At 69.0% G+C, this 22770-nt stretch carries 25 protein-coding genes; 12 read left to right on the plus strand and 13 right to left on the minus strand.

Annotation, left to right across the window (positions count from 1 at the left end; all coding sequences use genetic code 11):
* Positions 1-102 precede the first annotated feature (102 nt).
* Positions 103-1578, plus strand: a complete 1476-nt coding sequence (locus ACZ4NT_RS13655; protein ID WP_121404960.1) for a YibE/F family protein — start codon at positions 103-105, stop codon at positions 1576-1578.
* A gap of 39 nt (positions 1579-1617) precedes the next feature.
* Here ACZ4NT_RS13655 and ACZ4NT_RS13660 read toward each other — a convergent pair whose 3' ends face one another.
* The 4 genes from ACZ4NT_RS13660 to ACZ4NT_RS13675 all read right to left on the minus strand — a co-directional run bounded on the left by ACZ4NT_RS13660 (position 1618) and on the right by ACZ4NT_RS13675 (position 3974).
* On the minus strand, positions 1618-2055 hold the full coding sequence (locus ACZ4NT_RS13660; RefSeq protein ID WP_121404961.1) for an SsgA family sporulation/cell division regulator: 438 nt from the start codon (positions 2053-2055) through the stop codon (positions 1618-1620).
* Positions 2056-2155: 100 nt separating this feature from the next.
* On the minus strand, positions 2156-3037 hold the full coding sequence (locus tag ACZ4NT_RS13665; RefSeq protein WP_467725311.1) for an IclR family transcriptional regulator: 882 nt from the start codon (positions 3035-3037) through the stop codon (positions 2156-2158).
* A gap of 212 nt (positions 3038-3249) precedes the next feature.
* Positions 3250-3462: a DUF5326 family protein gene (locus ACZ4NT_RS13670; RefSeq protein WP_121404963.1), complete on the minus strand. Its 213-nt coding sequence runs from the start codon at positions 3460-3462 to the stop codon at positions 3250-3252.
* Between the two features lie 194 nt (positions 3463-3656).
* Positions 3657-3974, minus strand: a complete 318-nt coding sequence (locus ACZ4NT_RS13675) for a cupin domain-containing protein (RefSeq protein ID WP_121404964.1) — start codon at positions 3972-3974, stop codon at positions 3657-3659.
* A gap of 79 nt (positions 3975-4053) precedes the next feature.
* On the opposite strand from ACZ4NT_RS13675, the gene ACZ4NT_RS13680 reads away from it, so the two are divergent.
* The 5 genes from ACZ4NT_RS13680 (at position 4054) to ACZ4NT_RS13700 (ending at position 7870) form a co-directional block, all read left to right on the plus strand.
* On the plus strand, positions 4054-4434 hold the full coding sequence (locus tag ACZ4NT_RS13680) for a phage holin family protein (RefSeq protein ID WP_467725313.1): 381 nt from the start codon (positions 4054-4056) through the stop codon (positions 4432-4434).
* Entirely contained in the window at positions 4434-4934 is a 501-nt protein-coding gene (locus ACZ4NT_RS13685) for a low molecular weight protein-tyrosine-phosphatase (protein ID WP_121404966.1), read from the plus strand. The genes ACZ4NT_RS13680 and ACZ4NT_RS13685 overlap by 1 nt, the downstream gene beginning before the upstream one ends.
* Positions 4931-6076, plus strand: coding sequence for a cystathionine gamma-lyase (locus ACZ4NT_RS13690; RefSeq protein ID WP_467725315.1), 1146 nt, complete (start codon positions 4931-4933; stop codon positions 6074-6076). Before ACZ4NT_RS13685 ends, ACZ4NT_RS13690 begins: the two co-directional genes overlap by 4 nt.
* Positions 6077-6324: 248 nt before the next feature.
* Entirely contained in the window at positions 6325-7230 is a 906-nt protein-coding gene (locus ACZ4NT_RS13695; protein WP_121404968.1) for a LysR family transcriptional regulator, read from the plus strand.
* A gap of 157 nt (positions 7231-7387) precedes the next feature.
* Positions 7388-7870, plus strand: a complete 483-nt coding sequence (locus tag ACZ4NT_RS13700; RefSeq protein ID WP_121404969.1) for an NUDIX hydrolase — start codon at positions 7388-7390, stop codon at positions 7868-7870.
* A 98-nt stretch (positions 7871-7968) separates the two neighbouring features.
* Here the strand turns inward: ACZ4NT_RS13700 and ACZ4NT_RS13705 are convergent, their stop codons facing one another.
* Positions 7969-9501, minus strand: a complete 1533-nt coding sequence (locus ACZ4NT_RS13705) for a globin domain-containing protein (protein WP_467725318.1) — start codon at positions 9499-9501, stop codon at positions 7969-7971.
* A gap of 736 nt (positions 9502-10237) precedes the next feature.
* Here ACZ4NT_RS13705 and ACZ4NT_RS13710 point away from each other — a divergent pair.
* Positions 10238-11104 (plus strand): GNAT family N-acetyltransferase, encoded by an 867-nt coding sequence (locus ACZ4NT_RS13710; protein WP_121406323.1) that lies wholly within the window; start codon positions 10238-10240, stop codon positions 11102-11104.
* 64 nt (positions 11105-11168) lie between these two features.
* Here the strand turns inward: ACZ4NT_RS13710 and ACZ4NT_RS13715 are convergent, their stop codons facing one another.
* The gene (locus ACZ4NT_RS13715; protein ID WP_467725320.1) at positions 11169-11591 is read right to left on the minus strand and encodes a GlcG/HbpS family heme-binding protein; all 423 of its coding nucleotides are present in this window, start codon (positions 11589-11591) and stop codon (positions 11169-11171) included.
* A 132-nt stretch (positions 11592-11723) separates the two neighbouring features.
* Positions 11724-12932, minus strand: a complete 1209-nt coding sequence (locus tag ACZ4NT_RS13720; protein WP_121404972.1) for an MFS transporter — start codon at positions 12930-12932, stop codon at positions 11724-11726.
* Between the two features lie 142 nt (positions 12933-13074).
* Here ACZ4NT_RS13720 and ACZ4NT_RS13725 point away from each other — a divergent pair, with 142 nt between their 5' ends.
* Together ACZ4NT_RS13725 and ACZ4NT_RS13730 are read left to right on the plus strand one after the other, a co-directional pair.
* Positions 13075-13533, plus strand: a complete 459-nt coding sequence (locus ACZ4NT_RS13725; protein ID WP_121404973.1) for a MarR family transcriptional regulator — start codon at positions 13075-13077, stop codon at positions 13531-13533.
* Positions 13534-13597: 64 nt separating this feature from the next.
* Positions 13598-14050: a GNAT family N-acetyltransferase gene (locus tag ACZ4NT_RS13730; RefSeq protein ID WP_121404974.1), complete on the plus strand. Its 453-nt coding sequence runs from the start codon at positions 13598-13600 to the stop codon at positions 14048-14050.
* 73 nt (positions 14051-14123) lie between these two features.
* Here the strand turns inward: ACZ4NT_RS13730 and ACZ4NT_RS13735 are convergent, their stop codons facing one another.
* Complete coding sequence (locus ACZ4NT_RS13735; RefSeq protein ID WP_121404975.1) at positions 14124-15509, minus strand: serine hydrolase domain-containing protein; 1386 nt, start codon at positions 15507-15509, stop codon at positions 14124-14126.
* 90 nt (positions 15510-15599) lie between these two features.
* A complete protein-coding gene (gene dnaB / locus ACZ4NT_RS13740; RefSeq protein ID WP_121404976.1) occupies positions 15600-17078 on the minus strand; it encodes a replicative DNA helicase in 1479 nt (492 codons plus the stop codon).
* Positions 17079-17528: 450 nt separating this feature from the next.
* Here dnaB and ACZ4NT_RS13745 point away from each other — a divergent pair, with 450 nt between their 5' ends.
* The gene (locus tag ACZ4NT_RS13745; protein WP_467725322.1) at positions 17529-18875 is read left to right on the plus strand and encodes an MATE family efflux transporter; all 1347 of its coding nucleotides are present in this window, start codon (positions 17529-17531) and stop codon (positions 18873-18875) included.
* Between the two features lie 150 nt (positions 18876-19025).
* On the opposite strand, the gene rplI is transcribed toward ACZ4NT_RS13745, so the two are convergent.
* The 4 genes from rplI to rpsF all read right to left on the minus strand — a co-directional run bounded on the left by rplI (position 19026) and on the right by rpsF (position 20741).
* Complete coding sequence (rplI, locus tag ACZ4NT_RS13750) at positions 19026-19472, minus strand: 50S ribosomal protein L9 (protein WP_121404978.1); 447 nt, start codon at positions 19470-19472, stop codon at positions 19026-19028.
* 18 nt (positions 19473-19490) lie between these two features.
* Entirely contained in the window at positions 19491-19727 is a 237-nt protein-coding gene (gene rpsR, locus ACZ4NT_RS13755) for a 30S ribosomal protein S18 (protein ID WP_003949403.1), read from the minus strand.
* A gap of 45 nt (positions 19728-19772) precedes the next feature.
* The gene (locus ACZ4NT_RS13760; RefSeq protein WP_467725325.1) at positions 19773-20372 is read right to left on the minus strand and encodes a single-stranded DNA-binding protein; all 600 of its coding nucleotides are present in this window, start codon (positions 20370-20372) and stop codon (positions 19773-19775) included.
* A gap of 78 nt (positions 20373-20450) precedes the next feature.
* Complete coding sequence (gene rpsF, locus ACZ4NT_RS13765) at positions 20451-20741, minus strand: 30S ribosomal protein S6 (protein ID WP_004950685.1); 291 nt, start codon at positions 20739-20741, stop codon at positions 20451-20453.
* Positions 20742-21027: 286 nt separating this feature from the next.
* Between rpsF and ACZ4NT_RS13770 the strand changes: the two genes are divergently transcribed.
* Both ACZ4NT_RS13770 and femX read left to right on the plus strand, forming a co-directional pair.
* Positions 21028-21342: a hypothetical protein gene (locus ACZ4NT_RS13770; protein ID WP_121404980.1), complete on the plus strand. Its 315-nt coding sequence runs from the start codon at positions 21028-21030 to the stop codon at positions 21340-21342.
* 209 nt (positions 21343-21551) lie between these two features.
* Positions 21552-22673 carry a peptidoglycan bridge formation glycyltransferase FemX gene (femX, locus tag ACZ4NT_RS13775; protein WP_121404981.1) on the plus strand — a complete coding sequence of 374 codons (1122 nt, stop codon included), beginning with the start codon at positions 21552-21554 and terminating at the stop codon, positions 22671-22673.
* Positions 22674-22770: the final 97 nt, after the last annotated feature.

Here is a 22770-nt window from a genome sequence, read left to right on the forward strand (position 1 = left end):
CCCGGTGCTCCGAGCTCCCGCGTGTGCAAAGGTGCCTCCACGCTAGCGTCCTGTCTGGCGCGGTGACCAGAGGGCCCCCCGCGTTCTTGCGATGATCGGTCGGTGACCACGATGCAGCAGCCCCCGTTTCCTCCCTCCGAACCCCCGCACGGGCACGGCGCGGGCACCGCCTCCAGCCATGGCTCCGGACGCGGTGCCGGGGACGGCCCCCGCCCGGGAGGCGGCGACGGAAACGGCCCTGGATCCAGCGGCGGGAGCGGCCCCGCGCCGGGCGGCGGACACGGTCACTCGCACAGCCACGGCCCCGCCGCCCCGGTCTCCCGGCATCTGCGCAAGGTCATCGCCGCGGTGCTGATCCCCTTCGCGGCTGCGGTCGTCGTGGGACTGGTGGTGCTCTGGCCGGGCGGCGCGCCCTCGCACGAGCGGACCGGCGTCGGCTTCGACCGTCAGTCCCAGGAGGCCACGGTCACCCAGGTCGACGAGGTGGACTGCAAGTCCGTCAACGCCTCGGGCGACACCCCGACCGGCGACACCTCCACCGCCGAGGGGTCCTCCGCCCGACAGCAGGCCAAAAGCGACTGCAAGAGGGCGACGATTCGGATCGACACGGGCAAGGACAAGGGCCGCACCTTCACCGAGATCGTCCAGCCGGACCAGTCACGGCAGTTGCACGAGGGCGAGAAGGTCGTGGTCGCGTACGAGCCCTCCGCTCCCTCGAACCTGCAGTACTCGGTCACCGACGTGAACCGGAAGTTCCCCATGGCGCTGCTCGCGGGGATCTTCGCGCTGGCCGTCGTGGTGGTGGGCCGTCTGCGCGGTGTGATGGCGCTGGTCGCTCTCGCCGTGAGCTTCCTCATCCTGACGTTCTTCATCCTGCCCGCGATCCTGCAGGGCTCCAATCCCCTCGTCGTGGCGGTGGTCGGGGCCAGCGCCATCATGCTCATCGCCCTCTACACGTGCCACGGTCTCTCCGCGCGCACCTCGGTCGCGGTGATCGGCACGCTGCTCTCCCTGCTGCTGATCGGTGTGCTCGGTTCGGGCTTCATCGACTGGGCCGCGCTGACCGGCAACGTGGACGACAACACGGGCTTGATCCACGGTCTTTACCCGTCGATCGACATGAGCGGTCTGCTGCTGGCGGGCGTCATCATCGGCTCACTCGGCGTGCTCGACGATGTGACGGTGACACAGACCTCCGCCGTCTGGGAGCTGCATCAGGCGGACCCCACGATGGGGCGGCGCGGGCTGTACCGCGCAGGGATCCGGATCGGCCGCGACCACATCGCCTCCGTCGTCAACACCCTGGTGCTGGCGTACGCCGGCGCGGCGCTTCCGCTGCTGCTGCTGTTCTCCATCGCCCAGAGCAGCGTCGGCACCGTGGCCAACAGTGAACTGGTGGCGGAGGAGATCGTGCGCACCCTGGTCGGCTCGATCGGCCTGGTCGCCTCGGTGCCGGTGACCACCGCCCTGGCCGCGCTCGTGGTCTCCGCGGACCGCAAGGGGGCGGCGGGGGCTGCCGTTCCCGCACCCGCCAGGACGCCGGCCCGAGCCGGAAAGGGCCGGCGCCGCAAGCACTGAGGCGAGAGGAAGCGTTACGCCCACGGGAGACCTGGCGCTTCAGCCCGCGCTCTGCTCCTCCGCCAGGATGCGGTCGAGCGCCTCGTCGAGATGGGTGTCGAAGTCGGCGAGGGAACGCTCCTGCCCCAGAGGCACCAGCTTGTCCGTGCGGTCGAGGAAGGCCACGAGCGGAGCGGTGCCCGACCGGAACAGCGCGTGGTCGCAGCCCACTTGCAGCCGGATCAGGACCTCGCCGAGCGCCTCGGGATCGGCCGGCGTGATGTGCACGTCACCGTCACCGCACGGGCGGCCCACACCGTCGATCAGCAGCTCACGCCCGAACGCCCACGTCACGGGCGCATCACCGGGCAGATGAAAAGTGAGCCGCACGGCGAAAGGATCATTGGTCTCATAACGGAGTTCCACCGGAATGCGGAAGGAGAGCTCCTCGGAGACGAGAAAGCTCATCATGACTTCTGCCTGTACCGACTCGTGCATCGTCAAACCCCGTCGTTTGCCGTCGACTGGCCAGGAATCATCCTCCTGACACTGCTGGCATCTTGCTCAACGTACACGGCAGATCACAAGGAGTGAGTTTTCAGATGCTGATAGAGATCGTCAGGGATCCCAGCATCCGGCCGATCTCGGTCTGCAGCTGCCTGGCCACCGGCAGCAGTCGCTCGACCTGATGAAAGGGCAGGGAAAAGGCCACTGTCGCGGCCATCGCCCCGGCCGTGATGGGGAGTGCGGCGCACACCGTTCCGAGGGCGTATTCCTGGCGTTCGGCGATTGGTTCCATCCGCCGCGACTTTTCCAGGCGGCGCAGCAGCGTACTTTCGTCACGCACCGTGTTCGGGGTGATGGACTGCACGGGATAGCGGTCGAGATGGTCCCTACGGGCCTCCTCGTCGAGCTGCGAGAGCAGGCACTGGCCGATCGCATGGGCGTGCCCGGTCTCCCGGAAGTCGGCCCATTCCTCCACCGCGGGGCTGCCCGGGCTGTCGGCGACGGACACGACCTCGATCTCGCCGTCGCGGTAGACCGCGTAGTAGATCGGGACGCCGAGCGTCTCGCTCCACCGGGCCAGCACGTCGTTCACGGTGCTGCGACGTTTCTGCTGGGCTCCGCTGCTGCCCAGCCGTTCTGCCGCCTCGCCGAGGTAGAAGAGCCCCTTCTCCCGGTGCAGATAGCCCTCGTGGACCAGCGTGCGCAGCAGGTGGTACGCCGTCGGAAGCGCGAGCCCGGCCTCGCGGGCGAGTTGCTTGGCGGGCGCCCCGCTCTCGCGGGCGGCCACGGCCTCCAGCAGCCGCATCGCCCGCTGCACCGAGCCGATGAGCGTGGTGGAGTGCGGCTCCGGGGAGCCGGCCTCGGTGGGCGAAGTGCGTGGCTGGACCGGCGGGACACGTGGCCCCGCCGCGGCGCTCGATCGCTGGACGGGTGGAGCGGGTGATTCTGCGGGTGCGGTGTCAACCGTGGCCAAGGGTCACTCCCGAAGCGCGAGGAGGGCCGCCCGTGCGGGGGGACACGGGAGGGGGTGTGCGCCGCCCGCGGGGTCGACCCCGCGTCGAATCCGGACTTTAACCGCCCACCACCGCCCGCCGACCGCCCCGGCGGGAAACTTCCCCCGGGCGAGGGAACCTCAGCCCCCTGTCACCCGCTGCCCGTTACCGACCCGGAAGACCCGCATCGGCCTCACCAGTCGCTGCGCGAGGAGGAACCCGCCATGAACTTCCGTACGACATAGATCAGTCCGCCCACCAGCGCGACGAAGATCAGCACCTTGAAGAGCAGCCAGACCACCACGCTGACCACGCTGACTATCACGCTGCCGAACACGAGCAGGGCGATGACCGGCACCGCGACCCACTTCACCCACCACGGCATACCGCTGAAGAGCTCTCGCATCGCCCTGTCCTTGCCTCTCCGCCCGTCGCCCCGAGTCCGGGGCTGTGATTCCGGGTTCCTCGACGTCCGGAATGTCTGACTTCCGGGATCTCTGATGTCTCGCCTTCGATGCTAGGGCGGGGACAGGGGCCTACGGGGGCCCGGCGCCCCTTGTCTGCCCCTGACCGGCCCCCTAGGGAACCCTGAGACGCGCCTCAGCTCTCGGGCGGAGAGAAGACCACCAGAACCCGCAGGTCCTCGGTGATGTGGTGGAACTTGTGGGCGACACCGGCGGGCACGTAGACGACGCTGCCGCGCCCGACCTGGGTCGTCTCCAGGCCGACCGTGATCGAGGCCCGCCCGCTGACGACGAAGTAGACCTCGTCCTGCTGATGGGGCTTCTGCGGGTCGAGCTCGCCGGCATCCAGCGCATACAGGCCCGCCGACATGTTCCGCTCGCGCAGGAACTGCAGATAGGCGCCGTCGTTGGCGGCGCGTTCCGCCTCCAGTTCGTCCAGCCGGAATGCCTTCATCGACTTCGTCCGCTCCCTGCGCAGGCGGCCGCGATCACGGCCGTGTTCTCTCTCGATCTCTTCTGCCACGATCAGACACATGAAGAATTTGGTAGTCAAGACGATCGCCAACGCGGGCGCCCTGGCCGTTGCCGTGTGGCTGCTCGACAAGATCACCCTGACCGGCGACAGCACCGGAAAGGAGATCGGCACCCTCATAGTGGTCGCGTTGGTCTTCGGCCTGGTGAACTTCCTGGTCAAGCCGGTCGTAAAGGTCCTGACCTTCCCCCTGTTCATCCTCACGCTCGGCCTGATCACCCTCGTGGTCAATGCCCTGATGCTGCTGCTGACCTCGTGGCTGGCCGACAAGCTCGACCTCAGCTTCCACGTCGAGGGCTTCTGGACGGCCGTCCTGGGCGGCTTGATCGTCTCGGTGGTCTCCTGGGCGCTGAACGTCGTCCTGCCCGACAGCGAGGACTGATGTCCCCGACTCCCTTCCGCGTCTGCTTCGTCTGCACGGGCAACATCTGCCGTTCCCCGATGGCGGAGTCCGTCTTCCGCGCACGGGTCGAGGAGGCCGGACTCGACGGCCTGATCCAGGTGGACAGCGCGGGTACCGGCGGCTGGCACGAGGGTGACGGCGCCGACCCGCGCACCGTCGCCGTACTCGACGCGAACGGCTACGAGAGCGCCCACACCGCGCGGCAGTTCCAGGCCTCCTGGTTCGGCGGGCTCGACCTGGTGATCGCGCTCGACACCGGCCATCTCCAGGCACTGCGACGCCTCGCGCCCGGGCCGGCGGACGCCGCCAAGGTCCGGTTGCTGCGCTCCTACGACCCGTCCGACGGAGCCGATCCGGACGTACCGGATCCGTATTACGGACGCATGGACGGCTTCGAGGAGTGTCTTGAGATGGTGGAGGCGGCGAGCACTGGTCTGCTCGCCGCGATACACGAGCAGGTGAAGGGACGGGCAGCATGACATCCGGGGAATTCGGTACGGAGACCGGTGACGGCACACGCGCGGTGCGGGCCGGACTGCCCGAGCCCGTGAAGTACGAGCCGACCCTGCCGGGTCCGGTCTTCGCGGCGCACTTCCATCTGCCGGGCGACCCCACGGGCCCGTACACCTACGGCCGGGACGAGAACCCGACCTGGACGCTCCTGGAGCGGGCCATCGGCGAACTGGAGGCGCCCGCGCAGGGCGACGTCAGCACGCTCGCCTTCCCTTCCGGCATGGCCGCCATCTCGGCGGTGCTCTTCTCCCAGCTGCGCGCCGGCGACGTCGTGGTCCTCCCGAACGACGGCTACCAGGTGCTGCCGCTGGTGCGCGAGCAGCTGACCGCGTACGGCATCGAGGTGCGCACCGCGCCGACCGCCGGCGACTCCCAGCTCGACGTGCTCGACGGAGCCAAACTGCTGTGGATCGAGACCCCGTCGAACCCGGGTCTGGACGTGTGCGACGTACGGCGGCTCGTCGAGGCGGCCCACGCCCAGGGCACCCTGGTCGCCGTCGACAACACCCTGGCCACCCCGCTCGGCCAGCGTCCACTGGAACTGGGCGCCGACTTCTCGGTGGCCAGCGGCACCAAGATGCTCACCGGGCACGGCGACGTCCTGCTCGGATACGTCAGCGGACGCAATGCCGAGCTCATGGCGCCCGTGCGTCGCTGGCGCAAGATCGTGGGAGCGATCCCCGGCCCCATGGAGGCGTGGCTCGCGCACCGCTCGCTCGCCACACTGCAACTGCGTGCCGACCGGCAGAACGCCAACGCCCTCGCGATCGCCGAGGCCCTGCGCGGCCGTTCCGAGGTGGGCGGGCTGCGCTATCCCGGGCTGCCCGACGACCCCTCGCACAAGATCGCCTCCCAGCAGATGCGGCGCTTCGGATGCGTGGTCTCGTTCACCCTCCCCACGCGGGAGCGCGCCGACCGTTTCCTCGACGCGCTGCGACTCGTGGACGACGCCACCAGCTTCGGCGGGGTGCGGTCCACGGCGGAGCGGCGCGGCCGGTGGGGCGGGGACGCGGTGCCGGAGGGCTTCATCCGCCTCTCGGCCGGCGCCGAGGACCCGCAGGATCTGGTGGCCGACGTGCTCCGCGCCCTCGACGAGTCGGCAGAGTGAGCATTTCCTGAGCGACCGGTCAGTCCGGTGCATCGTGCACCGGGACGGCGGAGCGGACGTGCGCTCCGCACGCAGGACGGTCCGAGCCTCCCCCCTCATGGCTCGGACCGTCGCGGTTCCGCGCGCGAAGAACCGTGCCGCCAAGGCTAGTTGACTCTGTGTCAGTGTCCAATCACGGTAGCGACAGAGACCTATCGACTTATTTATAGTTGGGGTTCGCTCGGGGACGCTGGGAGGGGTGGGACAGTATGGATCTGGCCCTGCTGCGCACCTTCGTGACCGTGCACCGGGCCGGTTCCTTCACCCGCGCCGCCGCCCTGCTGGGCCTCTCCCAGCCCGCGGTGACCTCTCAGATCCGCACCCTGGAGCGCCAGTTGGGGCGGCCTCTGTTCCTGCGTCAGGCCCGGGGAGTGACCCCTACGACGATCGGCGACGAACTCGCCCACAAAGCCGCCCCGCATCTGGACGCACTGGTGGAGATCACCGAGACCGGCCTCGACGAGGACTCGTCCCTGCGCACCCTCCATCTCGCCGGACCACCGGAGTTCACCGCGGAGCGGGCGCTGCCCGCCCTGACGGCCCTCACCGGCGACGACGGCCAGGGCCTCGCACTGCGCGCCTCCTTCGGGAACGCGGAGGAGGCGCTGGAGGGGCTTGCCGCCGGACATCATGATCTGGCCATCACGACGGCCCGCCCCCGCGGGGCCCTGCTCACCGCGACTCCGCTCTGCGACGAGGAACACGTCCTGGTCGCCGCTCCCCGCTGGGCCGGCCGTATCGGTGCCGGAAAGCTGCGCCGCAAGGGAGCACACGCTCTGGAGAACCTCCCCCTGGTCGAGGTGCACGAGTCGCTACCGTTCGTCGCCCGCTACTGGGCCTCCGTCTTCGACTCGCGCCCGGCGGCTTCCGGCACGGTCGTCGTGCCCGATCTGCGCGCCGTCCTCGCCTGTGCCGTCGCGGGCGCGGGACTCGCGGTGCTGCCCCGCTATCTCTGCGCCGAGGCGCTGGACGCGGGGGACGTCGTGGCGCTGCTCGATCCGGCGGTGCCCCCGCTGCGGACGTACTTCCTCGTGGTGCGCACCGGGACGCTGGCCCTGCCGCACATCGCGCGTGCCTACGAGTGGCTCCTGGCTGCCGCGGGGGACTGGAGCTGAGGACGAGCCGACCGTGGCCCCGGACGGTGCCGGGCGCGGGGCCCGGCGGCGGACACCGCGGCTGCCTCTCCTCGGCACGGACGGCGCTGTGGGCCTTCCTGACGGCTTCAGGGCTCCGCGATGTTTCACGTGGAACCAGCCGGGCCACATTTCTCCCATGACCGTCCGACCCGTGGTCAAGCGCACCGCCCGCGCCATCCTGCTGGATGGCGACGACCTGATCCTCATCAAGCGGACCAAGCCCGGCATGGATCCCTACTGGCTGACCCCGGGTGGCGGGGTCGAGCCGGAGGACACAACCGTCGTGGACGCACTCCACCGCGAACTGCACGAGGAACTCGGCGCCAAGATCATCGACGTGGTGCCCTGCTTCGTGGACACCGTCGAGCACATCGGGGAGGACGGCGGCGCGACCGGTGTGAAGGTGCAGCACTTCTTCGTCTGCCACCTCGAGTCCATGGACCTCTCGCAGCGCCACGGGCCGGAGATCGACGAGCCGTGCGGCGAATACGAGATCGTGCGGATCCCCTTCACCCGGGTAGGCATCGCCTCCGTCCATCTCGTCCCGCTGTCCCTCCGGCACTATCTCGACGGCAACATCGAAGGGGTGCGGGCGATGCACGCACCCGACCTGGGCTGACGACCGCCGGTCCGACGGACGTCAGCGATCCACCTGACGGCGGCGGGCGGGTTCAGCCGGCGGGTGCGGGCGGGTTCAGGTGGCGGCCGTGGGCTGGTTCAGGTGGCGGCGGCCACGAGTTCCTCGACCGAGTCATGGCGGATGCGGTCGGACGGAATGCCGATGTCCCTGAGGGCGTCCACCCCGCTGCGGATCATGCCGGGCGGACCGGAGAGGTACGCGTCGTACTCGTTCCACGGCCCGTACTCGCGCACGGCGTCGGGAAGCTGCAGGTGCGCCTGCTGGTCGACGATCGGACGCACCGACAGCCATGGGTGGCTCTGCTGGAGCCGCAGCATCGTGTCGATGTCGTACAGGTCGTGCCCGGTACGAGCGCCGTAGAAGACCTCCATCGGACGGCGCTCCCCGTGCTCGGCGACGTCCTCGACCAAGGCCTTGATCGGGGCGATGCCGGTGCCGCCGCCCAGGCAGAGCAGCCCGCTCCCGGTGGTGTGGTCGACGGTCATCGTGCCGGCGGGCGGGCCGAGCCGGATGACGTCGCCGGGCCGGGCCCGGTGGACCAGCGCGTTGGACACCCAGCCTGCCGGGACCGCCTTGACGTGGAACGACAGCAGCCCGTCGGAGCGAGGTGCCGACGCGAACGAGTAGTGCCGCCAGATCCTCGGCCACCAGGGTGTCTCGACGCTCGTGTACTGCCCCGCGAGAAAGGGATAGGGCTGGTCAGGGCGGACGGTGAGCACCGCTATGTCCGGGGTCCGCAGGTCGTGCGACACGATCTCCGCGTGCCACCAGGCCGGGGAGCGGAGTTCGTCGGCTGCCGCCGCGTCGATCATGACCTGGGAGATCGTCGTGTACGTCCGTACCCAGGCCGCCTCGGTCTGCTCGTCCCAGATCGCGGAGGCGTACCGGCTCAGCGAACCAATGAGGCACTCGCCCACGGCGGGGTAGTGCTCGGGCCGTGTGCCGTACTTGCGGTGGCCCCGGCCCAGGTTCTGCAGGTACGCGACAAGGACGTCGGTGTTGTCGATGTGCTCGGCCGCCGTGAGCAGCGCTCGGAGCAGGCGGTCGCGCTGGGTGTCCATCGCGGCGGGGAAGAGCGAGCGCAGCTCGGGGTGGCGCACGAAGAGCAGTGCGTAGAAGTAGGACGTGACCTTGTCGGCGACCGGACCGACCTCGGCCATGGTGCGCTGGACCAGCAGGGCGTCCGGGGAGGCCGCCGGAGCCGGCCGGGGCAGCCGGGGCTCGGGCTCCGGAGCGTACGGCCGCGGGCTGTGCCGCTCGGTGTCGGCAGGTCCGGAAGCTCGCCGCGTGCCGTCGGGCGCGGGACGCGGGCTCGCCTCGGATGCGGCCGCGGCGGGCGGGGCCGCCTCGGTGGACGGGGCACCGGACAGCACCTCGGCGGGCAGAGCCTCCGACGCTGTCTCAGGGGCCTGCGCTCTTCGCTCCTGCTCCGGCGCGCTCTCCCCCGCGGCGGACCGGCCGCGCGGTCGCATGGCCGCCAACCGGCTGCCCTCGGGTGCCTTCATGTCCGCGGCGCCGGGCTCGGGCTGGTTGCGCGGCGCGAACCAACCGCCTCCGCCATTGCCGTCGGGTATGCCGTTGTCGGCCGGCCTAGCGGTCGGAGCGTCCATGATGAGCCTCGCCTCGAACATCTTTCGGTCGGTCTGCGCACTTCCGCGATCGGAAGATGCCTGCTTTCCCCCGCAGACGGTTTTCTCTACATCCCCGCTCAGTTCTCTTGGCCAATGCAGCCACAGTCAAGCCGGGTTTCCCTCCCTTACGGACAAGTAAGTCGAGAGTGTGACATTGGCCGCATCGTCCTTCGCAGCGTCCCACCACCCATCGGTCCCGGGAGGCATAACGGGAAGTGCGGTCTTCGATCTCCGCGTCCCGTTACGCTGTTTTGGCCTGCGTTCGCCGGCCGGGGTGCCGTCCATCACGCCCTCACCGGAACCGGAGTCGACCCTACCGGCCAATGGCCCGCAGACAAGTACTCTCCCGCAACACCCCGAAGCGGCCGGGCCGAGCCGTCAATTTTCCAATTGCCGGGTACCTCGGGCCAATTCGTCGACATTCCGCAGATCCCGTACCGCTGAGACGCCGGCCGGTACCGGGAGCGGCTCGGCCCGCACTGTTCACCCCCGACTCTTCACAGAGCCGGTTCTCGATCTGCACCGTGGCCGCAGCGTCACGGCGCCGCGAATTCCGGACGGGCTCACAGAAAGGGGCGGAAGCGGATCCGGTGCGTTGTTTCACGTGAAACACCTGTCCGCCCGCGGCACAGTGATGCACAAGGTGGCCAAAACAACAGCCGTCCGGGCGCAAACCGGTGGACGGCGCGGGCGCTTGTCGTACAGCCTGACCTGCGTGTCGACACCTTCCCTCGCTGCTCTGCCCATCCGCCGTCTGACGCTGCGCGATCTCACCGCCTGCGCGGACCTGTCCGAGAACCGGGGATGGCCCCGAGAAGAACACAAATGGGGTCACCTCCTGACGGCGGGGACCGGATACGGCATCGACGACCCCGAGGGCGGACTCGTCACCGCCTGCGTCGTCACGGAGTACGGGCCCGCGGACCGGCCGGAGCTGAGTGCGATCGGCATGGTGCTGGTCGCGGACCGGCACGCGCGCCAGGGCATCGGACGCCGTCTGATGCGGCACGTCATCGCGGAGTTGGGCACCACTCCGCTGACGCTCCACGCCACCCCCTACGGCCGTCCGCTCTATGAGGAACTGGGCTTCAAAGCCGTCGGACGGGCCGAGATGGTCCGCGGTAGTTTCGTGCCCGGCGACGAGCAGTCGCGAGTCGCCACGCGGCCCGCCACCGCCGAGGACCTCACCACGATCCTGCGGCTCGACGAGGAGGCCTTCGGCTGCGACCGCACCCACGTGATCACCCGACTGCCCGCCTTCGCCGACCAGCTCCGTGTGGCCGAGGAGGGCGGCCGGATCATCGGCTACGCGGCGGCCTGGCCGAACATGGAGACGCATGTCGTGGGTCCGCTGATCGCCCGGGACACGGAGACGGCCAAGGCCCTCATCGCCTCGTTGGCGGCGCATACGGACCGTCCGCTGCGCACCGACATCGACGTCCGGCACGAGGAGCTGCTGCGTTGGGTGAAGGAGCACGGTCTGGCCCCCGTCGCGTTCAACGCGGTCATGACGTACGGAACTCCGGACCTGCCCGGCGACTGGACGCGGCGCTTCGCTCCGTTGACGGTGGCGGCCGGCTGACGTCCCGACGCGGAAGGAGCCGGCCCCAGCTCGGGAGCCGACTCCTTCGATCAACGGAAGACGGTTACACGAGGGCCTCGGCGGCCGCGGTGGCGAAGCCGTGGTCCTGCCCGGGCGTACCGCCACCGACCCCGATCGCGCCGATCAGACGGCCGTCACGGTGCACCGGCAGACCACCCGCGATGAACAGCAGCGGGCGGTCCAGCGCGGTGGGCAGGGTGTGGAAGAGCCCACCGGGCTGGACGGCGTCGACGAGGTCGGCGGTGGCGGAGTCCAGCTGGAGCGCCGTGTAGGCCTTGCGCGTACTGGTCTCACCGGAGATCAGTACAGCGCGGTCGTCGCGTCGGAAGGCGAGCAGGTGTCCGCCCGCATCGAGGACGGTGACGCTGACGCTGACTCCGGTGGCCTCGGCGGCACGACGAGCCGTGTCGACGAGGAGTTCGGCGTCCTGGACGGTCAAGGGGGCGACAGCGGCGGTGGTGCTCATGAAGAAGGTCTCCTTGCGGGGTGGTGCCGAACGTCCGGTGAAACGCGGACGCTCGCTCTGACACGTGTTGAAGGTCGCTCCGGTCCGGGGAGGCGGGGACGGCCCCGGCCCCGCTCCCGCCGTGACCGGAGATCAGTGCGGGACGACGGCGCGCGGCTCGGCGGGAGTGCCACCCGCGACGACCGTGCTGCGGGCGCCGGTTCGACGCTCCAGTGCTGCCGACACCACGGCCAGGACCAAGGCGGCCGCGGCGAGGACGGCACCGACCCAGTTGGGGGCCGTGTATCCGAGGCCGGCCGCGATGACGATGCCGCCGAGCCAGGCCGAGAGGGCGTTGCCCAGGTTGAAGGCTCCGATGTTCACGGCCGAGGCCAGCGTCGGAGCGCCGTGCGCCTGGTCGAGGACGCGCTTCTGCAGCGGAGGCACGGTGGCGAAGCCGAGGGCACCGATCAGGGCGATGGTGACGGCCGCGAGGACCTTGTTGTGCGCGGTGAAGGTGAAGAGCGCGAGTACCACGGCGAGGCCGCCCAGGGACACGTACAGCATCGGCATCAGGGCGCGATCGGCGAGCTTGCCGCCGATCAGGTTGCCGCCGACCATGCCGAGGCCGAAGAGGACCAGGAGCCAGGTGACGGATCCATCGGCGAAGCCCGCGACGTGGGTCATCATCGGCGCGATGTAGGTGATGGCGGCGAAGACACCGCCGAAGCCGAGGACGGTCATCGCCATGGCGAGCAGTACCTGCACGTTCTTGAACGCGGCCAGTTCGTGGCGGAGACGGACACCCTCCGGCTTCGGCATGTCGGGCACCAGCTTGGCGATGCCGAGGAACCCGATCACCCCGAGCACGGCCACCCCGGCGAAGGTGACGCGCCAGCCGGCCGACTGCCCGATCAGGGTGCCCAACGGCACACCGACCACATTGGCGATGGTGAGCCCGCTGAACATCATGGCGATGGCGCCGGCCTTCTTCTCAGGGGCGACGAGTTCGGCGGCGACGACCGAACCGATACCGAAGAAGGCTCCGTGGGCGAGGGAGGCGACCACGCGGCCCGCCAGCATCAGCCCGAAGACCGGGGCGACCGCCGAGACCAGGTTGCCGACGACGAACAGCCCCATCAGGAGCATCAGCATCCGCTTCCGGGACACCTTCGTACCCAGGGCGGTCATGATCGGGGCGCCGAGCACGACACCGAGGGCGTAGCCGGTCACCAGGAGTCCGGCGGTGGGGATGGAGACACCGAAGTCACCCGCGACCTGGGGCAGGACGCCCATGATCACGAATTCCGTGGTGCCGATTCCGAAGGCCCCGATCGCGAGGGCCAGAAGCGCGAGAGGCATGGGTGGATGCACCTTCCCAGATAATTGCAGGAGCGCTTTGCGTGCGTTCACAATAGTTGCAGACGCGGGTTACATGCAACCGCGGTCTATTGCGGCAGTGCTCTATCCTGGGTGCAGCCGCTCCGGGACGGAGGAACACGCCATGACAGCGACGGACCCCGCGCTCACCGCCCTCGCCCAGGGCTGGTGCGCCCTTTCCCTGCTGCACGGAAGGATCGAGGCGCATATCGAGCGCGCCCTGCAGGCCAGGCACGACTTGAGCGTGCGGGAGTACTCCCTGCTCGACGTGCTCAGCCGGCAGCACGACGGGGAAGGCGGGCACCTGCAGATGAAGCAGGTCGCCGACGCGGTCGTGCTCAGCCAGAGCGCCACCACCCGGCTGGTCACCCGGCTCGAAGACCGGGGGCTCCTCTCCCGCTACCTCTGCCCGACCGACCGGCGCGGCATCTACACGAATGTCAGCGAGACAGGGCTCAAGCTGCTGGACGAGGCCCGCCCCACCAACGACGCCGCCCTGCGTGAGGCGCTCGATGCCGCGGCGGAGATCCCGGAGCTGGCCCCGCTGGTCCGGGTCGTGGAGTCCGTGAGCGAGCCCGCTTAGCCCTGGCCCGGTGCGGTCACGACCGGGCGAGCACGGGCCGGTTCCGTCTGCGTAGGGTGCGGTCATGGGAGATCTTGAGATACGACCAGCCACCGCCCACGACGTTCCCGCCATCGTCGCCATGCTCGCGGACGATCCGCTGGGAGCACAGCGGGAGTCACCGGACGATCTGACGCCGTACCTCGCCGCGCTGGAACGCCTCAGCGGCGACCCCAACCAGCACGTGGTGGTCGCCGTGCGCGACGGCCGCGTCGTCGGAACCCTTCAGCTCACGATCGTCCCTGGCCTCTCCCGCAAGGGAGCGACCCGCTCGCTCATCGAGGGCGTGCGGGTCCATGCCGACGAGCGCGGCAGTGGCCTGGGCACCCAGCTCATCGAGTGGGCGATCGACGAATCCAGGCGCGAGCGCTGCCAGTTGGTCCAGCTCACCTCCGACGCCACCCGCACCGACGCTCATCGCTTCTACGAGCGGCTCGGCTTCACCGCATCGCACGTCGGCTTCAAGCTTCAGCTCTGAGCATCCGTTCCGCGCTCGGCATGACGGGGCGCCCTGTTTCACGTGAAACAGGGCGCATGAGCCACGTGCGTTCCTACCGAACGCCGCGCCAGCCCTCGGGATCGACTCCACCGGGCACCTGGGCCGCCTCGTCGTACGGCTGACGCGTGAACACGAACGATCCGAGGTCCAGGTGGCTCACGGATCCGTCGGGCCGCCGTACGACCTGCAGCGGCTCTCCCGCGTAGTAGCCGTCGAGCCCGGTCCACGTCCCATCGCCGTTCGCCCGGAACCGTGAGCGGCGGCCGAAACTGGACAACGGTCCGAGCGAGAGGCCCTCGTCGGCCGTCAGCCGCAGCGCGAAGGGCTGAGTGCCCCAGTACCACTGGCCCGCCAACTCCAGTACCGAGGCGTCGACTTCGGCCAGCGGTCGCCACGGGGCCGGAATGCGCGGCTCGGCCTCCGCCACCAGGCGGACGAGGTCGGCGCCAAGGGTCGACACGAGGGGGCCGGAGGTGCAGTTGGACAGCACCACGGCCGCCAGATCGTCCTCCACACTGATCGTCAGGTTCGCGAGGAAACCCGGGAGGGAGCCGGAATGCCCGACGAGCAACCGTCCGTCGCGATGCTGGATCTGCAGCCCCAGTCCATAGGCGGAGCCGGCCGCCACGTCCGCCGCCTCGGCAGGCGCCGCGGGCGTGCGCATCTCGCGTACGGACTCGGCGCTCAGCACCCGGTCGTCACCGCGGGCGAGGAAGACCGCGAAGCGTGCCAGATCCGCCGTGGTCGACCAGAGTTGTCCGGCCGGAGCCATCCTTCCCAGGTCCTCGGAGGGTTCGGGAAGCATCACGTCCGCCCAGGGATGCACCGCCCAGCCACCCGCGTGCGGCGCCTGCGGCCGACCACTGGTGCGGTGCAGGCCCAGCGGTCCGAGCACCTCACGCCGCAGCACCTCTTCCCAGGGCGCTCCCCGCAGCTCCTCGACCAGGGCACCCAGCAGTGTGTAACCGGGGTTCGAATAGTGGTGCCGCCGCCCGACGGGATGCCGGAACGGCTGTTCGCCCAGCACGTCGGCGAGCTCCGGACGCAACGAGCCCGGCGTGCGCTCCCACCACGGAGCGGGTGACTCGGCCGCCAGCCCACCGGTGTGCGCGAGCAGTTCGGCAATCGTGGCCTCCCCCGCGCCGGTACCCGCAAGGTGCTTCTCCAGCGGGTCGCCCAGGTCCAGCACACCCTCGTCACGCAGACGCAGCACGAGTACCGCGGTGAAGGTCTTGGTGATCGAACCGATCCGGTACTGCACGTTCTCGTCCGGCCCGTGTCCCTCCACCGAGGTGCGCGACCCCGTCCACACCGGCTCCCCGTCCCGGACCACCGTCGCGACCAGCGACGGCGCCCGCCCCTCGGCCTGAGCAGTGGCGATGCGGTGCAGCAGGGCTCGACGGGTAGCGGGAAGCAGTTCTTCCTGGGGTGTAGTCATACCCCCAGTCCACCCTCCCCGGCCCCGTGCGTCGAGCGCATTTCGGCGGCGTCCGACGTGTGTCCGCCCGGTCGGTCCGACCGTAAGGGATCAGGTCTGGGCCATGTCCACGAAGCGGGAGTAGTGGCCCTGGAAGGCGACCGTGATGGTCGCCGTAGGACCGTTACGGTGCTTGGCCACGATCAGGTCGGCCTCGCCGGCGCGCGGCGACTCCTTCTCGTACGCGTCCTCACGGTGCAGCAGGATGACCATGTCGGCGTCCTGCTCGATGGAACCGGACTCTCGGAGGTCCGAGACCATCGGCTTCTTGTCGGTTCGCTGCTCGGGGCCACGGTTCAGCTGCGAGAGCGCGATGACCGGCACCTCCAGCTCCTTGGCGAGCAGCTTGAGGTTTCGGGACATGTCCGAGACCTCCTGCTGGCGGCTCTCGGCGCGCTTGGAGCCGCCGGACTGCATCAGCTGGAGGTAGTCGATGACGACCAGTCTGATGTCGTTGCGCTGCTTGAGGCGGCGGCACTTGGCCCGGATCTCCATCATCGACAGGTTGGGAGAGTCGTCGATGAACAGGGGAGCTGCCGAGACGTCCGGCATCCGCCGGGCCAGCCGCGTCCAGTCCTCATCGGTCATCGTGCCCGAACGCATGTGGTGCAGGGCCACGCGTGCCTCTGCGGACAGCAGGCGCATCGCGATCTCGTTACGGCCCATTTCGAGCGAGAAGATGACACTGGGCAGGTTGTTCTTGATCGAGGCGGCCCGCGCGAAGTCCAGGGCCAGCGTGGACTTACCCATGGCGGGACGGGCGGCGATGACGATCATCTGGCCCGGGTGCAGGCCGTTCGTCAGGGAGTCGAAGTCCGTGAAGCCGGTGGGCACTCCGGTCATCTCGCCACTGCGTGAGCCGATCGCCTCGATCTCGTCGAGCGCGCCCTCCATGATGTCGCCGAGCGGCAGGTAGTCCTCGCTGGTGCGCTGCTCGGTGACCGCGTAGATCTCGGCCTGCGCGCTGTTGACGATCTCGTCCACATCGCCGTCGGCCGCGTATCCCATCTGCGTGATGCGCGTACCCGCCTCGACCAGACGGCGCAGGACGGCCCGCTCGTGGACGATCTCCGCGTAGTACTCGGCGTTCGCTGCCGTGGGGACTGTCTGGACGAGGGTGTGCAGATACGATGCGCCACCGACTTTGGTGATCTCACCACGCTTGGTGAGCTCGGCCGCGACCGTGATGGGGTCGGCCGGCTCGCCCTTCGCGTACAGATCGAGGATCGCCTGGTAGATGGTCTCGTGCGCGGGCCGGTAGAAGTCGTGGCCCTTGATGACCTCCACGACGTCGGCGATGGCGTCCTTGGACAGGAGCATGCCACCGAGAACGGACTGCTCGGCGTCCATGTCCTGCGGCGGCACCCGCTCGAAGGACGAGCCTCCGCCGTCCCAGTCGCCACTCTCGCGACCGCGCTCATGCTGCTCTTCGCGGCTCCGGCCACCGTCGCGGCGCTGCCGGGAGGCGGGCAGACGATCACTGGGACCGCTGTCGGCCCACGGGTCGTCCAAGGGCTCGGAAATACTCACCGAGCCACCTCCTCCCGTCCGCCGAGCGGACCTAGCCGTGCCCCTCTTTTCTACGGCACGGCACTGACAAATGAGCCACCCAACTCCGGTTCTGACGCGTCGGTTTTGCCAGGTTTCCGAGGACGGAGGAGAGAGCGGGCGCCGCCCCACGTTAGGCCTGCGGGCACCGTCAGCCAATCTGGTTATCCACAGGCCATGTGGACGACGGCCCCGATGCTGTGGAGAACCCGGCAAAACCTGTGCACGAGCCGGTGGACAGCCCTGTGAACAAGCACTCAGTCCCGCGGACTCACAGATCCTGACCTGCACCTTTGCCGTCCACCGGCTGTGGGGAAGAAAAACTTTCCCGGTCAGACCATGTTCTCCTCGAACACTGCGCGACGGCCCGGGTCACCAGCGTTTGAGTAAGGGTCCCAGACGTCTTGCATCTCTTACCTGTGGAAGATTAGATTGGTGCTCATGACACAGGCTCCTGCGACACCCAAGGCCGCCCGGCGCCGTCATGATCGAGAGATCGTCGCGCTGGCTGTTCCGGCCTTCGGCGCTCTCGTCGCCGAGCCCCTTTTCGTGCTGGCCGACAGTGCGATCGTCGGCCATCTCGGCACCCCGCAGCTGGCCGGCCTCGGCGTGGCCTCGGCTCTCCTCATGACAGCCGTGGGGGTCTTCGTCTTTCTCGCCTACGCCACCACGGCCGCCGTCGCCCGCCGGGTCGGCGCCGGCGATCTGCGCGCCGCGATCAGGCAGGGCATGGACGGCATCTGGCTCGCCCTGCTGATCGGCGCGGCCGTCATCGCTCTCACTCTGCCCACGGCACCCGCCCTGGTGGAACTCTTCGGCGCATCGGACACGGCCGCCCCGTACGCCATCACCTATCTGCGGATCTCAGCGCTCGGCATCCCGGCCATGCTGGTCGTGCTCGCCGCCACCGGAGTACTCAGGGGCCTGCAGAACACTCGGACTCCGTTGTACGTGGCCGTCGGGGGTTTCGTGGCCAACGCCGCCCTCAACGCAGGCCTCGTCTACGGCGCCGATCTCGGAATCGCCGGCTCGGCCTGGGGCACCGTCATCGCCCAGTTCGGCATGGCCGCCGTCTATCTGAACGTCGTCGTCCGAGGTGCTCGGAAGCACGGCGCCTCACTGCGGCCGGACCTGGAGGGAATCCGGGCGTGCGCCCAGGCGGGGGCACCCCTTCTCGTGCGCACGCTCTCCCTGCGAGCCATCCTCCTGATCGCCACCGCCGTTGCCGCCCGCCTCGGTGATGCCGATGTGGCCGCCCACCAGATCATCCTCGCCCTGTGGAGCCTGCTCGCCTTCGCCCTGGACGCGATCGCCATCGCCGGCCAGGCCATCATCGGCCGCTATCTGGGCGCGGATGATGCGGAGGGGGCTCGCGAGGCCTGCCGCCGGATGGTGCAGTGGGGCCTGGCCGTCGGCATCGTTCTCGGCGTACTGGTCGTGCTCGCCCGACCGCTGTTCCTGCCCCTGTTCACCAGCGATTCGGTCGTACAGGACGCCGCCCTGCCCGCCCTCCTCGTAGTGGCGATCTCCCAGCCGGTCTCCGGCATCGTCTTCGTCCTCGACGGAGTGCTCATGGGCGCCGGGGACGGCCCCTACTTGGCGTGGGCCATGATCCTCACGCTGGCCGTCTTCGCCCCGGTCGCCCTGCTCGTACCCACGCTCGGCGGCGGGCTGACCGCTCTCTGGGCCGCCATGACCTTGATGATGACGATGCGCATGCTGACCCTGTGGCTGCGGACGCGCTCGGGCCGCTGGATCGTCACCGGCGCCACTCGCTGACGCTCGCCCGCCCCGGTGTTTCACGTGAAACGCCGTGTTTCACGTGAAACATGAGGGGCGACGAGTCCGCCGACGCCCATCAAGAGACCATGAAGAAGGGCCGCACCCCGAGGGGTACGGCCCTTCTCTCAGCTAAGCCGAGAGCTGCACTCAGGCAGCGACGACCTCGATGTTGACCTTGGCGGCAACCTCGGGGTGCAGACGCACGGACGTCTCGTGGGCGCCCAGCGTCTTGATCGGCGAGCCCAGCTCGATGCGGCGCTTGTCGACCTCGGGGCCACCGGAAGCCTTGATCGCCGAAGCGATGTCGGCCGGGGTGACGGAACCGAAGAGACGACCGGCGTCGCCGGAGCGGACGGCAAGGCGGACCTTGACGCCCTCGAGGCGGCCCTTGATCTCGTTGGCCTGCTCGATGGTCGCGATCTCGTGGATCTTGCGAGCACGACGAATCTGCTCGACGTCCTTCTCGCCGCCCTTGGTCCAGCGGATCGCAAAGTTCCGCGGGATCAGGTAGTTGCGAGCGTAACCGTCCTTGACGTCGACGACGTCGCCCGCGGCACCGAGGCCGGAGACCTCGTGGGTGAGGATGATCTTCATGTTTCGGTCACCCTTCCCTTATCGCGCGGTGGAGGTGTAGGGCAGCAGCGCCATCTCACGGCTGTTCTTCACAGCCGTGGCGACGTCACGCTGGTGCTGCGTGCAGTTGCCGGTCACGCGGCGGGCACGGATCTTGCCGCGGTCGGAAATGAACTTCCGCAGCATGTTCGTGTCCTTGTAGTCCACGTACGTGACCTTGTCCTTGCAGAAAGCGCAGACCTTCTTCTTCGGCTTGCGCACAGGCGGCTTCGCCATGGTGTATCTCCTGTGTGATCAAGAAGTGGGGGTACGAACCCGCCCTTAGAAGGGGGGCTCGTCCGAGTAGCCGCCGCCGGAGCCGCCGGAGCTTCCGCCCCAGCCGCCGCCGCCACCGCCGCCGCCCTGGTTGCCGCCGCCGGCAGGAGCGCTGGTCGCCCAGGGGTCGTCGGCGGGAGCGCCGCCACCCTGCTGCTGACCGCCGCCGGAGCTTCCGCCCCAGCTGCCGCCCTGCTGGCCGCCGCCGCCACCGCCGCTGTAACCGCCCTGACCGCCTCGACCGGTGGTCTTGGTGACCTTGGCCGTGGCGTTCTTCAGGCTGGCGCCGACTTCCTCGACGTCCAGCTCGTAGACCGTGCGCTTGACGCCCTCACGGTCCTCGTAGGACCGCTGCTTCAGCCGGCCCTGCACGATCACGCGCATGCCTCGCTGGAGCGACTCGGCAACGTTCTCCGCCGCCTGACGCCAGACCGAGCAGGTCAGGAACAGGCTCTCGCCGTCCTTCCACTCATTGGTCTGACGGTCGAAGGTGCGGGGGGTGGACGCGACACGGAACTTCGCGACCGCCGCACCGGAAGGGGTGAAGCGCAGCTCGGGGTCGTCGACAAGATTGCCGACGACCGTGATGACGGTCTCGCCTGCCATGGGGGAACCTCTCGGCGGGTTTGCTGCTGGCTGCTTGGTGCTGCTACTCGGAACCCGAGATCAGCTGAGCGGGAGAGCTCAGTGGGTCTCGGGACGGAGGACCTTGGTCCGGAGGACCGACTCGTTCAGGTTCATCTGGCGGTCGAGCTCCTTCACGACCGCAGGCTCGGCCTGCAGGTCGATGACCGAGTAGATGCCCTCGGGCTTCTTCTTGATCTCGTACGCGAGACGACGACGGCCCCAGGTGTCGACCTTCTCGACCTTTCCGTTGCCCTCGCGGACGACGGAGAGGAAGTTCTCGATCAGCGGGGAGACAGCACGCTCCTCGAGATCGGGGTCGAGGATGACCATCACCTCGTAGTGACGCATGTGGAACCCACCTCCTTTGGACTCAGCGGCCACGGTCGTTCCGTGGCAGGAGGGTTGTTATGCGTGAGCAACGGTATCGGCCGCCACTGACAACGGGTTTCGCGATCGGAGATCCGAGCGGTAGTCCCTGTCGTGACTCGGCCGGAGCCTGGGCAGACACCGGTGCGGAGAGTACAGAGTACCCGCAGGGTGGCTTCCGGTTGAAATCCGACCGGGGAGACCGTCAGTCTGTACACATCGGGTGTGAATGGCGCTACGATGCGCCACCTTCCGCAGGAGGTGCCCCATGGCACAGACAATGCGACCCAACATCGGCGGTTCCCTGTTCGCGACCGACGGCAAGCCCCACCCCCTCCAGGACACGCTGTTGTGGGTGACCGCCGTCCTCGGCGTCGTCGCCTTCGTGACCGCGATGTTCCACAACCTCCACCTCATCAGCTCCTGGGCAGGCCTGATCGGCATCGCCACCGGGGCCTACGGCCAGTTCATCTCCGAGACCACGCGAGAACGCTTCGGACTGATCCTCGGCCTCGGCGCCTCGGCCTTCGGCTTCTTCCTCGGCATGGCGCACGGAGGCCTCTTCGGAGGCGTCATCAGCTGACCGGCCGCCCACTCGGCACCGGGCAGACGGCCGGCTGACGGGCGGCCGGCCGCACAGCCCGGACGACACCCCTCGGCACCCCGCCGGCCCGCCGGCCGGTGGCGAGGTTGCATACGGCCAATCGGGGCGCTCGCAGGGCGCAGTAGGCTTCGGCGCGAGAGCCGGAGCCCCTGTACCCATGGGGACAGACCAGCCGAGGAGCGCCCCGAATGAGCCTGACCCTGAGGACCATCAGCCGAGAGCAGCATCTGGCATACATCCAGAGCCTGCCCTCGGCCAGCCACATGCAGGTCCCCGCCTGGGCAGATGTCAAGGCGGAGTGGCGCTCCGAGAACCTCGGATGGTTCGACGACAGGACCGGCGAGATGGTCGGCGCGGGTCTGGTGCTGTACCGCCAGCTGCCGAAGATCAAGCGTTACCTCGCCTACCTGCCCGAGGGCCCGGTCATCAACTGGTTCGCACCGAACCTCGACGACTGGCTGCAGCCGATGCTGGCGCACCTCAAGCAGCAGGGCGCCTTCTCCGTGAAGATGGGCCCGCCGGTGATCATCCGGCGCTGGGAGGCCACGTCCATCAAGGGCGGCATCCAGAACCCCGACGTGAAGCGGCTTCGGGACATCGAGGCGGACTTCATCGAGCCCCGTGCCTTCGAGGTGGCCGACAAGCTGCGCCGCATGGGCTGGCAGCAGGGCGAGGACGGCGGCGCCGGCTTCGGCGACGTCCAGCCCCGCTACGTCTTCCAGGTGCCGCTGGCGAACCGGTCCCTGGAAGAGGTCCACAAGAACTTCAACCAGCTGTGGCGCCGCAACATCAAGAAGGCCGAGAAGGCGGGCGTCGAGGTCGTCCAGGGCGGTTACCAGGACTTGGAGGAGTGGCAGCGGCTGTACGAGATCACCGCCGTGCGCGACCACTTCCGGCCCCGGCCGCTCTCGTACTTCCAGCGCATGTGGACGGCTCTCAACACCGAGGACCCCAACCGCATGCGGCTCTACTTCGCCCGGCACAACGGGGTGAACCTGTCCGCGGCAACCATGCTCGTCGTCGGCGGCCATGTCTGGTACTCCTACGGCGCATCGGACAACATCGGCCGCGAGCACCGGCCCTCGAACGCGATGCAGTGGCGGATGCTGCGCGACTCCTACGCCCTCGGCGCGACGGTGTACGACCTGCGCGGCATCTCCGACTCGCTGGACGAGACGGACCACCTCTTCGGCCTGATCCAGTTCAAGGTGGGCACGGGTGGCCAGGCCGCGGAGTACCTCGGCGAGTGGGACTTCCCGCTGAACAAGCTGCTCCACAAGGCTCTCGACATCTACATGTCGCGCCGCTGACCCGGTCGGTCCGCCTGCCCGGCGCGGTATCGCCGCAAAGGCCCGGCGGATCCGCCACACTTTCCTTTCATACCTCTGATTCACCGCAGCCACGAAG

It is taken from the genome of Streptomyces sp. NPDC026417, from assembly GCF_055567695.1.

Excerpts from the sequence above, each read along its gene's own strand:
- ACZ4NT_RS13660 (WP_121404961.1), bottom strand. The coding sequence starts at position 2,055 with ATGCACGAGTCGGTACAGGCAGAAGTCATGATGAGCTTTCTCGTCTCC.
- ACZ4NT_RS13670 (WP_121404963.1), bottom strand. The coding sequence starts at position 3,462 with ATGCGAGAGCTCTTCAGCGGTATGCCGTGGTGGGTGAAGTGGGTCGCG.
- ACZ4NT_RS13675 (WP_121404964.1), bottom strand. The coding sequence starts at position 3,974 with ATGAAGGCATTCCGGCTGGACGAACTGGAGGCGGAACGCGCCGCCAAC.
- ACZ4NT_RS13680 (WP_467725313.1), top strand. The coding sequence starts at position 4,054 with ATGAAGAATTTGGTAGTCAAGACGATCGCCAACGCGGGCGCCCTGGCC.
- ACZ4NT_RS13685 (WP_121404966.1), top strand. The coding sequence starts at position 4,434 with ATGTCCCCGACTCCCTTCCGCGTCTGCTTCGTCTGCACGGGCAACATC.
- ACZ4NT_RS13690 (WP_467725315.1), top strand. The coding sequence starts at position 4,931 with ATGACATCCGGGGAATTCGGTACGGAGACCGGTGACGGCACACGCGCG.
- ACZ4NT_RS13695 (WP_121404968.1), top strand. The coding sequence starts at position 6,325 with ATGGATCTGGCCCTGCTGCGCACCTTCGTGACCGTGCACCGGGCCGGT.
- ACZ4NT_RS13700 (WP_121404969.1), top strand. The coding sequence starts at position 7,388 with ATGACCGTCCGACCCGTGGTCAAGCGCACCGCCCGCGCCATCCTGCTG.
- ACZ4NT_RS13705 (WP_467725318.1), bottom strand. The coding sequence starts at position 9,501 with ATGGACGCTCCGACCGCTAGGCCGGCCGACAACGGCATACCCGACGGC.
- ACZ4NT_RS13715 (WP_467725320.1), bottom strand. The coding sequence starts at position 11,591 with ATGAGCACCACCGCCGCTGTCGCCCCCTTGACCGTCCAGGACGCCGAA.
- ACZ4NT_RS13720 (WP_121404972.1), bottom strand. The coding sequence starts at position 12,932 with ATGCCTCTCGCGCTTCTGGCCCTCGCGATCGGGGCCTTCGGAATCGGC.
- ACZ4NT_RS13725 (WP_121404973.1), top strand. The coding sequence starts at position 13,075 with ATGACAGCGACGGACCCCGCGCTCACCGCCCTCGCCCAGGGCTGGTGC.
- ACZ4NT_RS13730 (WP_121404974.1), top strand. The coding sequence starts at position 13,598 with ATGGGAGATCTTGAGATACGACCAGCCACCGCCCACGACGTTCCCGCC.
- ACZ4NT_RS13735 (WP_121404975.1), bottom strand. The coding sequence starts at position 15,509 with ATGACTACACCCCAGGAAGAACTGCTTCCCGCTACCCGTCGAGCCCTG.
- rplI (WP_121404978.1), bottom strand. The coding sequence starts at position 19,472 with ATGAAGATCATCCTCACCCACGAGGTCTCCGGCCTCGGTGCCGCGGGC.
- rpsR (WP_003949403.1), bottom strand. The coding sequence starts at position 19,727 with ATGGCGAAGCCGCCTGTGCGCAAGCCGAAGAAGAAGGTCTGCGCTTTC.
- ACZ4NT_RS13760 (WP_467725325.1), bottom strand. The coding sequence starts at position 20,372 with ATGGCAGGCGAGACCGTCATCACGGTCGTCGGCAATCTTGTCGACGAC.
- rpsF (WP_004950685.1), bottom strand. The coding sequence starts at position 20,741 with ATGCGTCACTACGAGGTGATGGTCATCCTCGACCCCGATCTCGAGGAG.
- ACZ4NT_RS13770 (WP_121404980.1), top strand. The coding sequence starts at position 21,028 with ATGGCACAGACAATGCGACCCAACATCGGCGGTTCCCTGTTCGCGACC.
- femX (WP_121404981.1), top strand. The coding sequence starts at position 21,552 with ATGAGCCTGACCCTGAGGACCATCAGCCGAGAGCAGCATCTGGCATAC.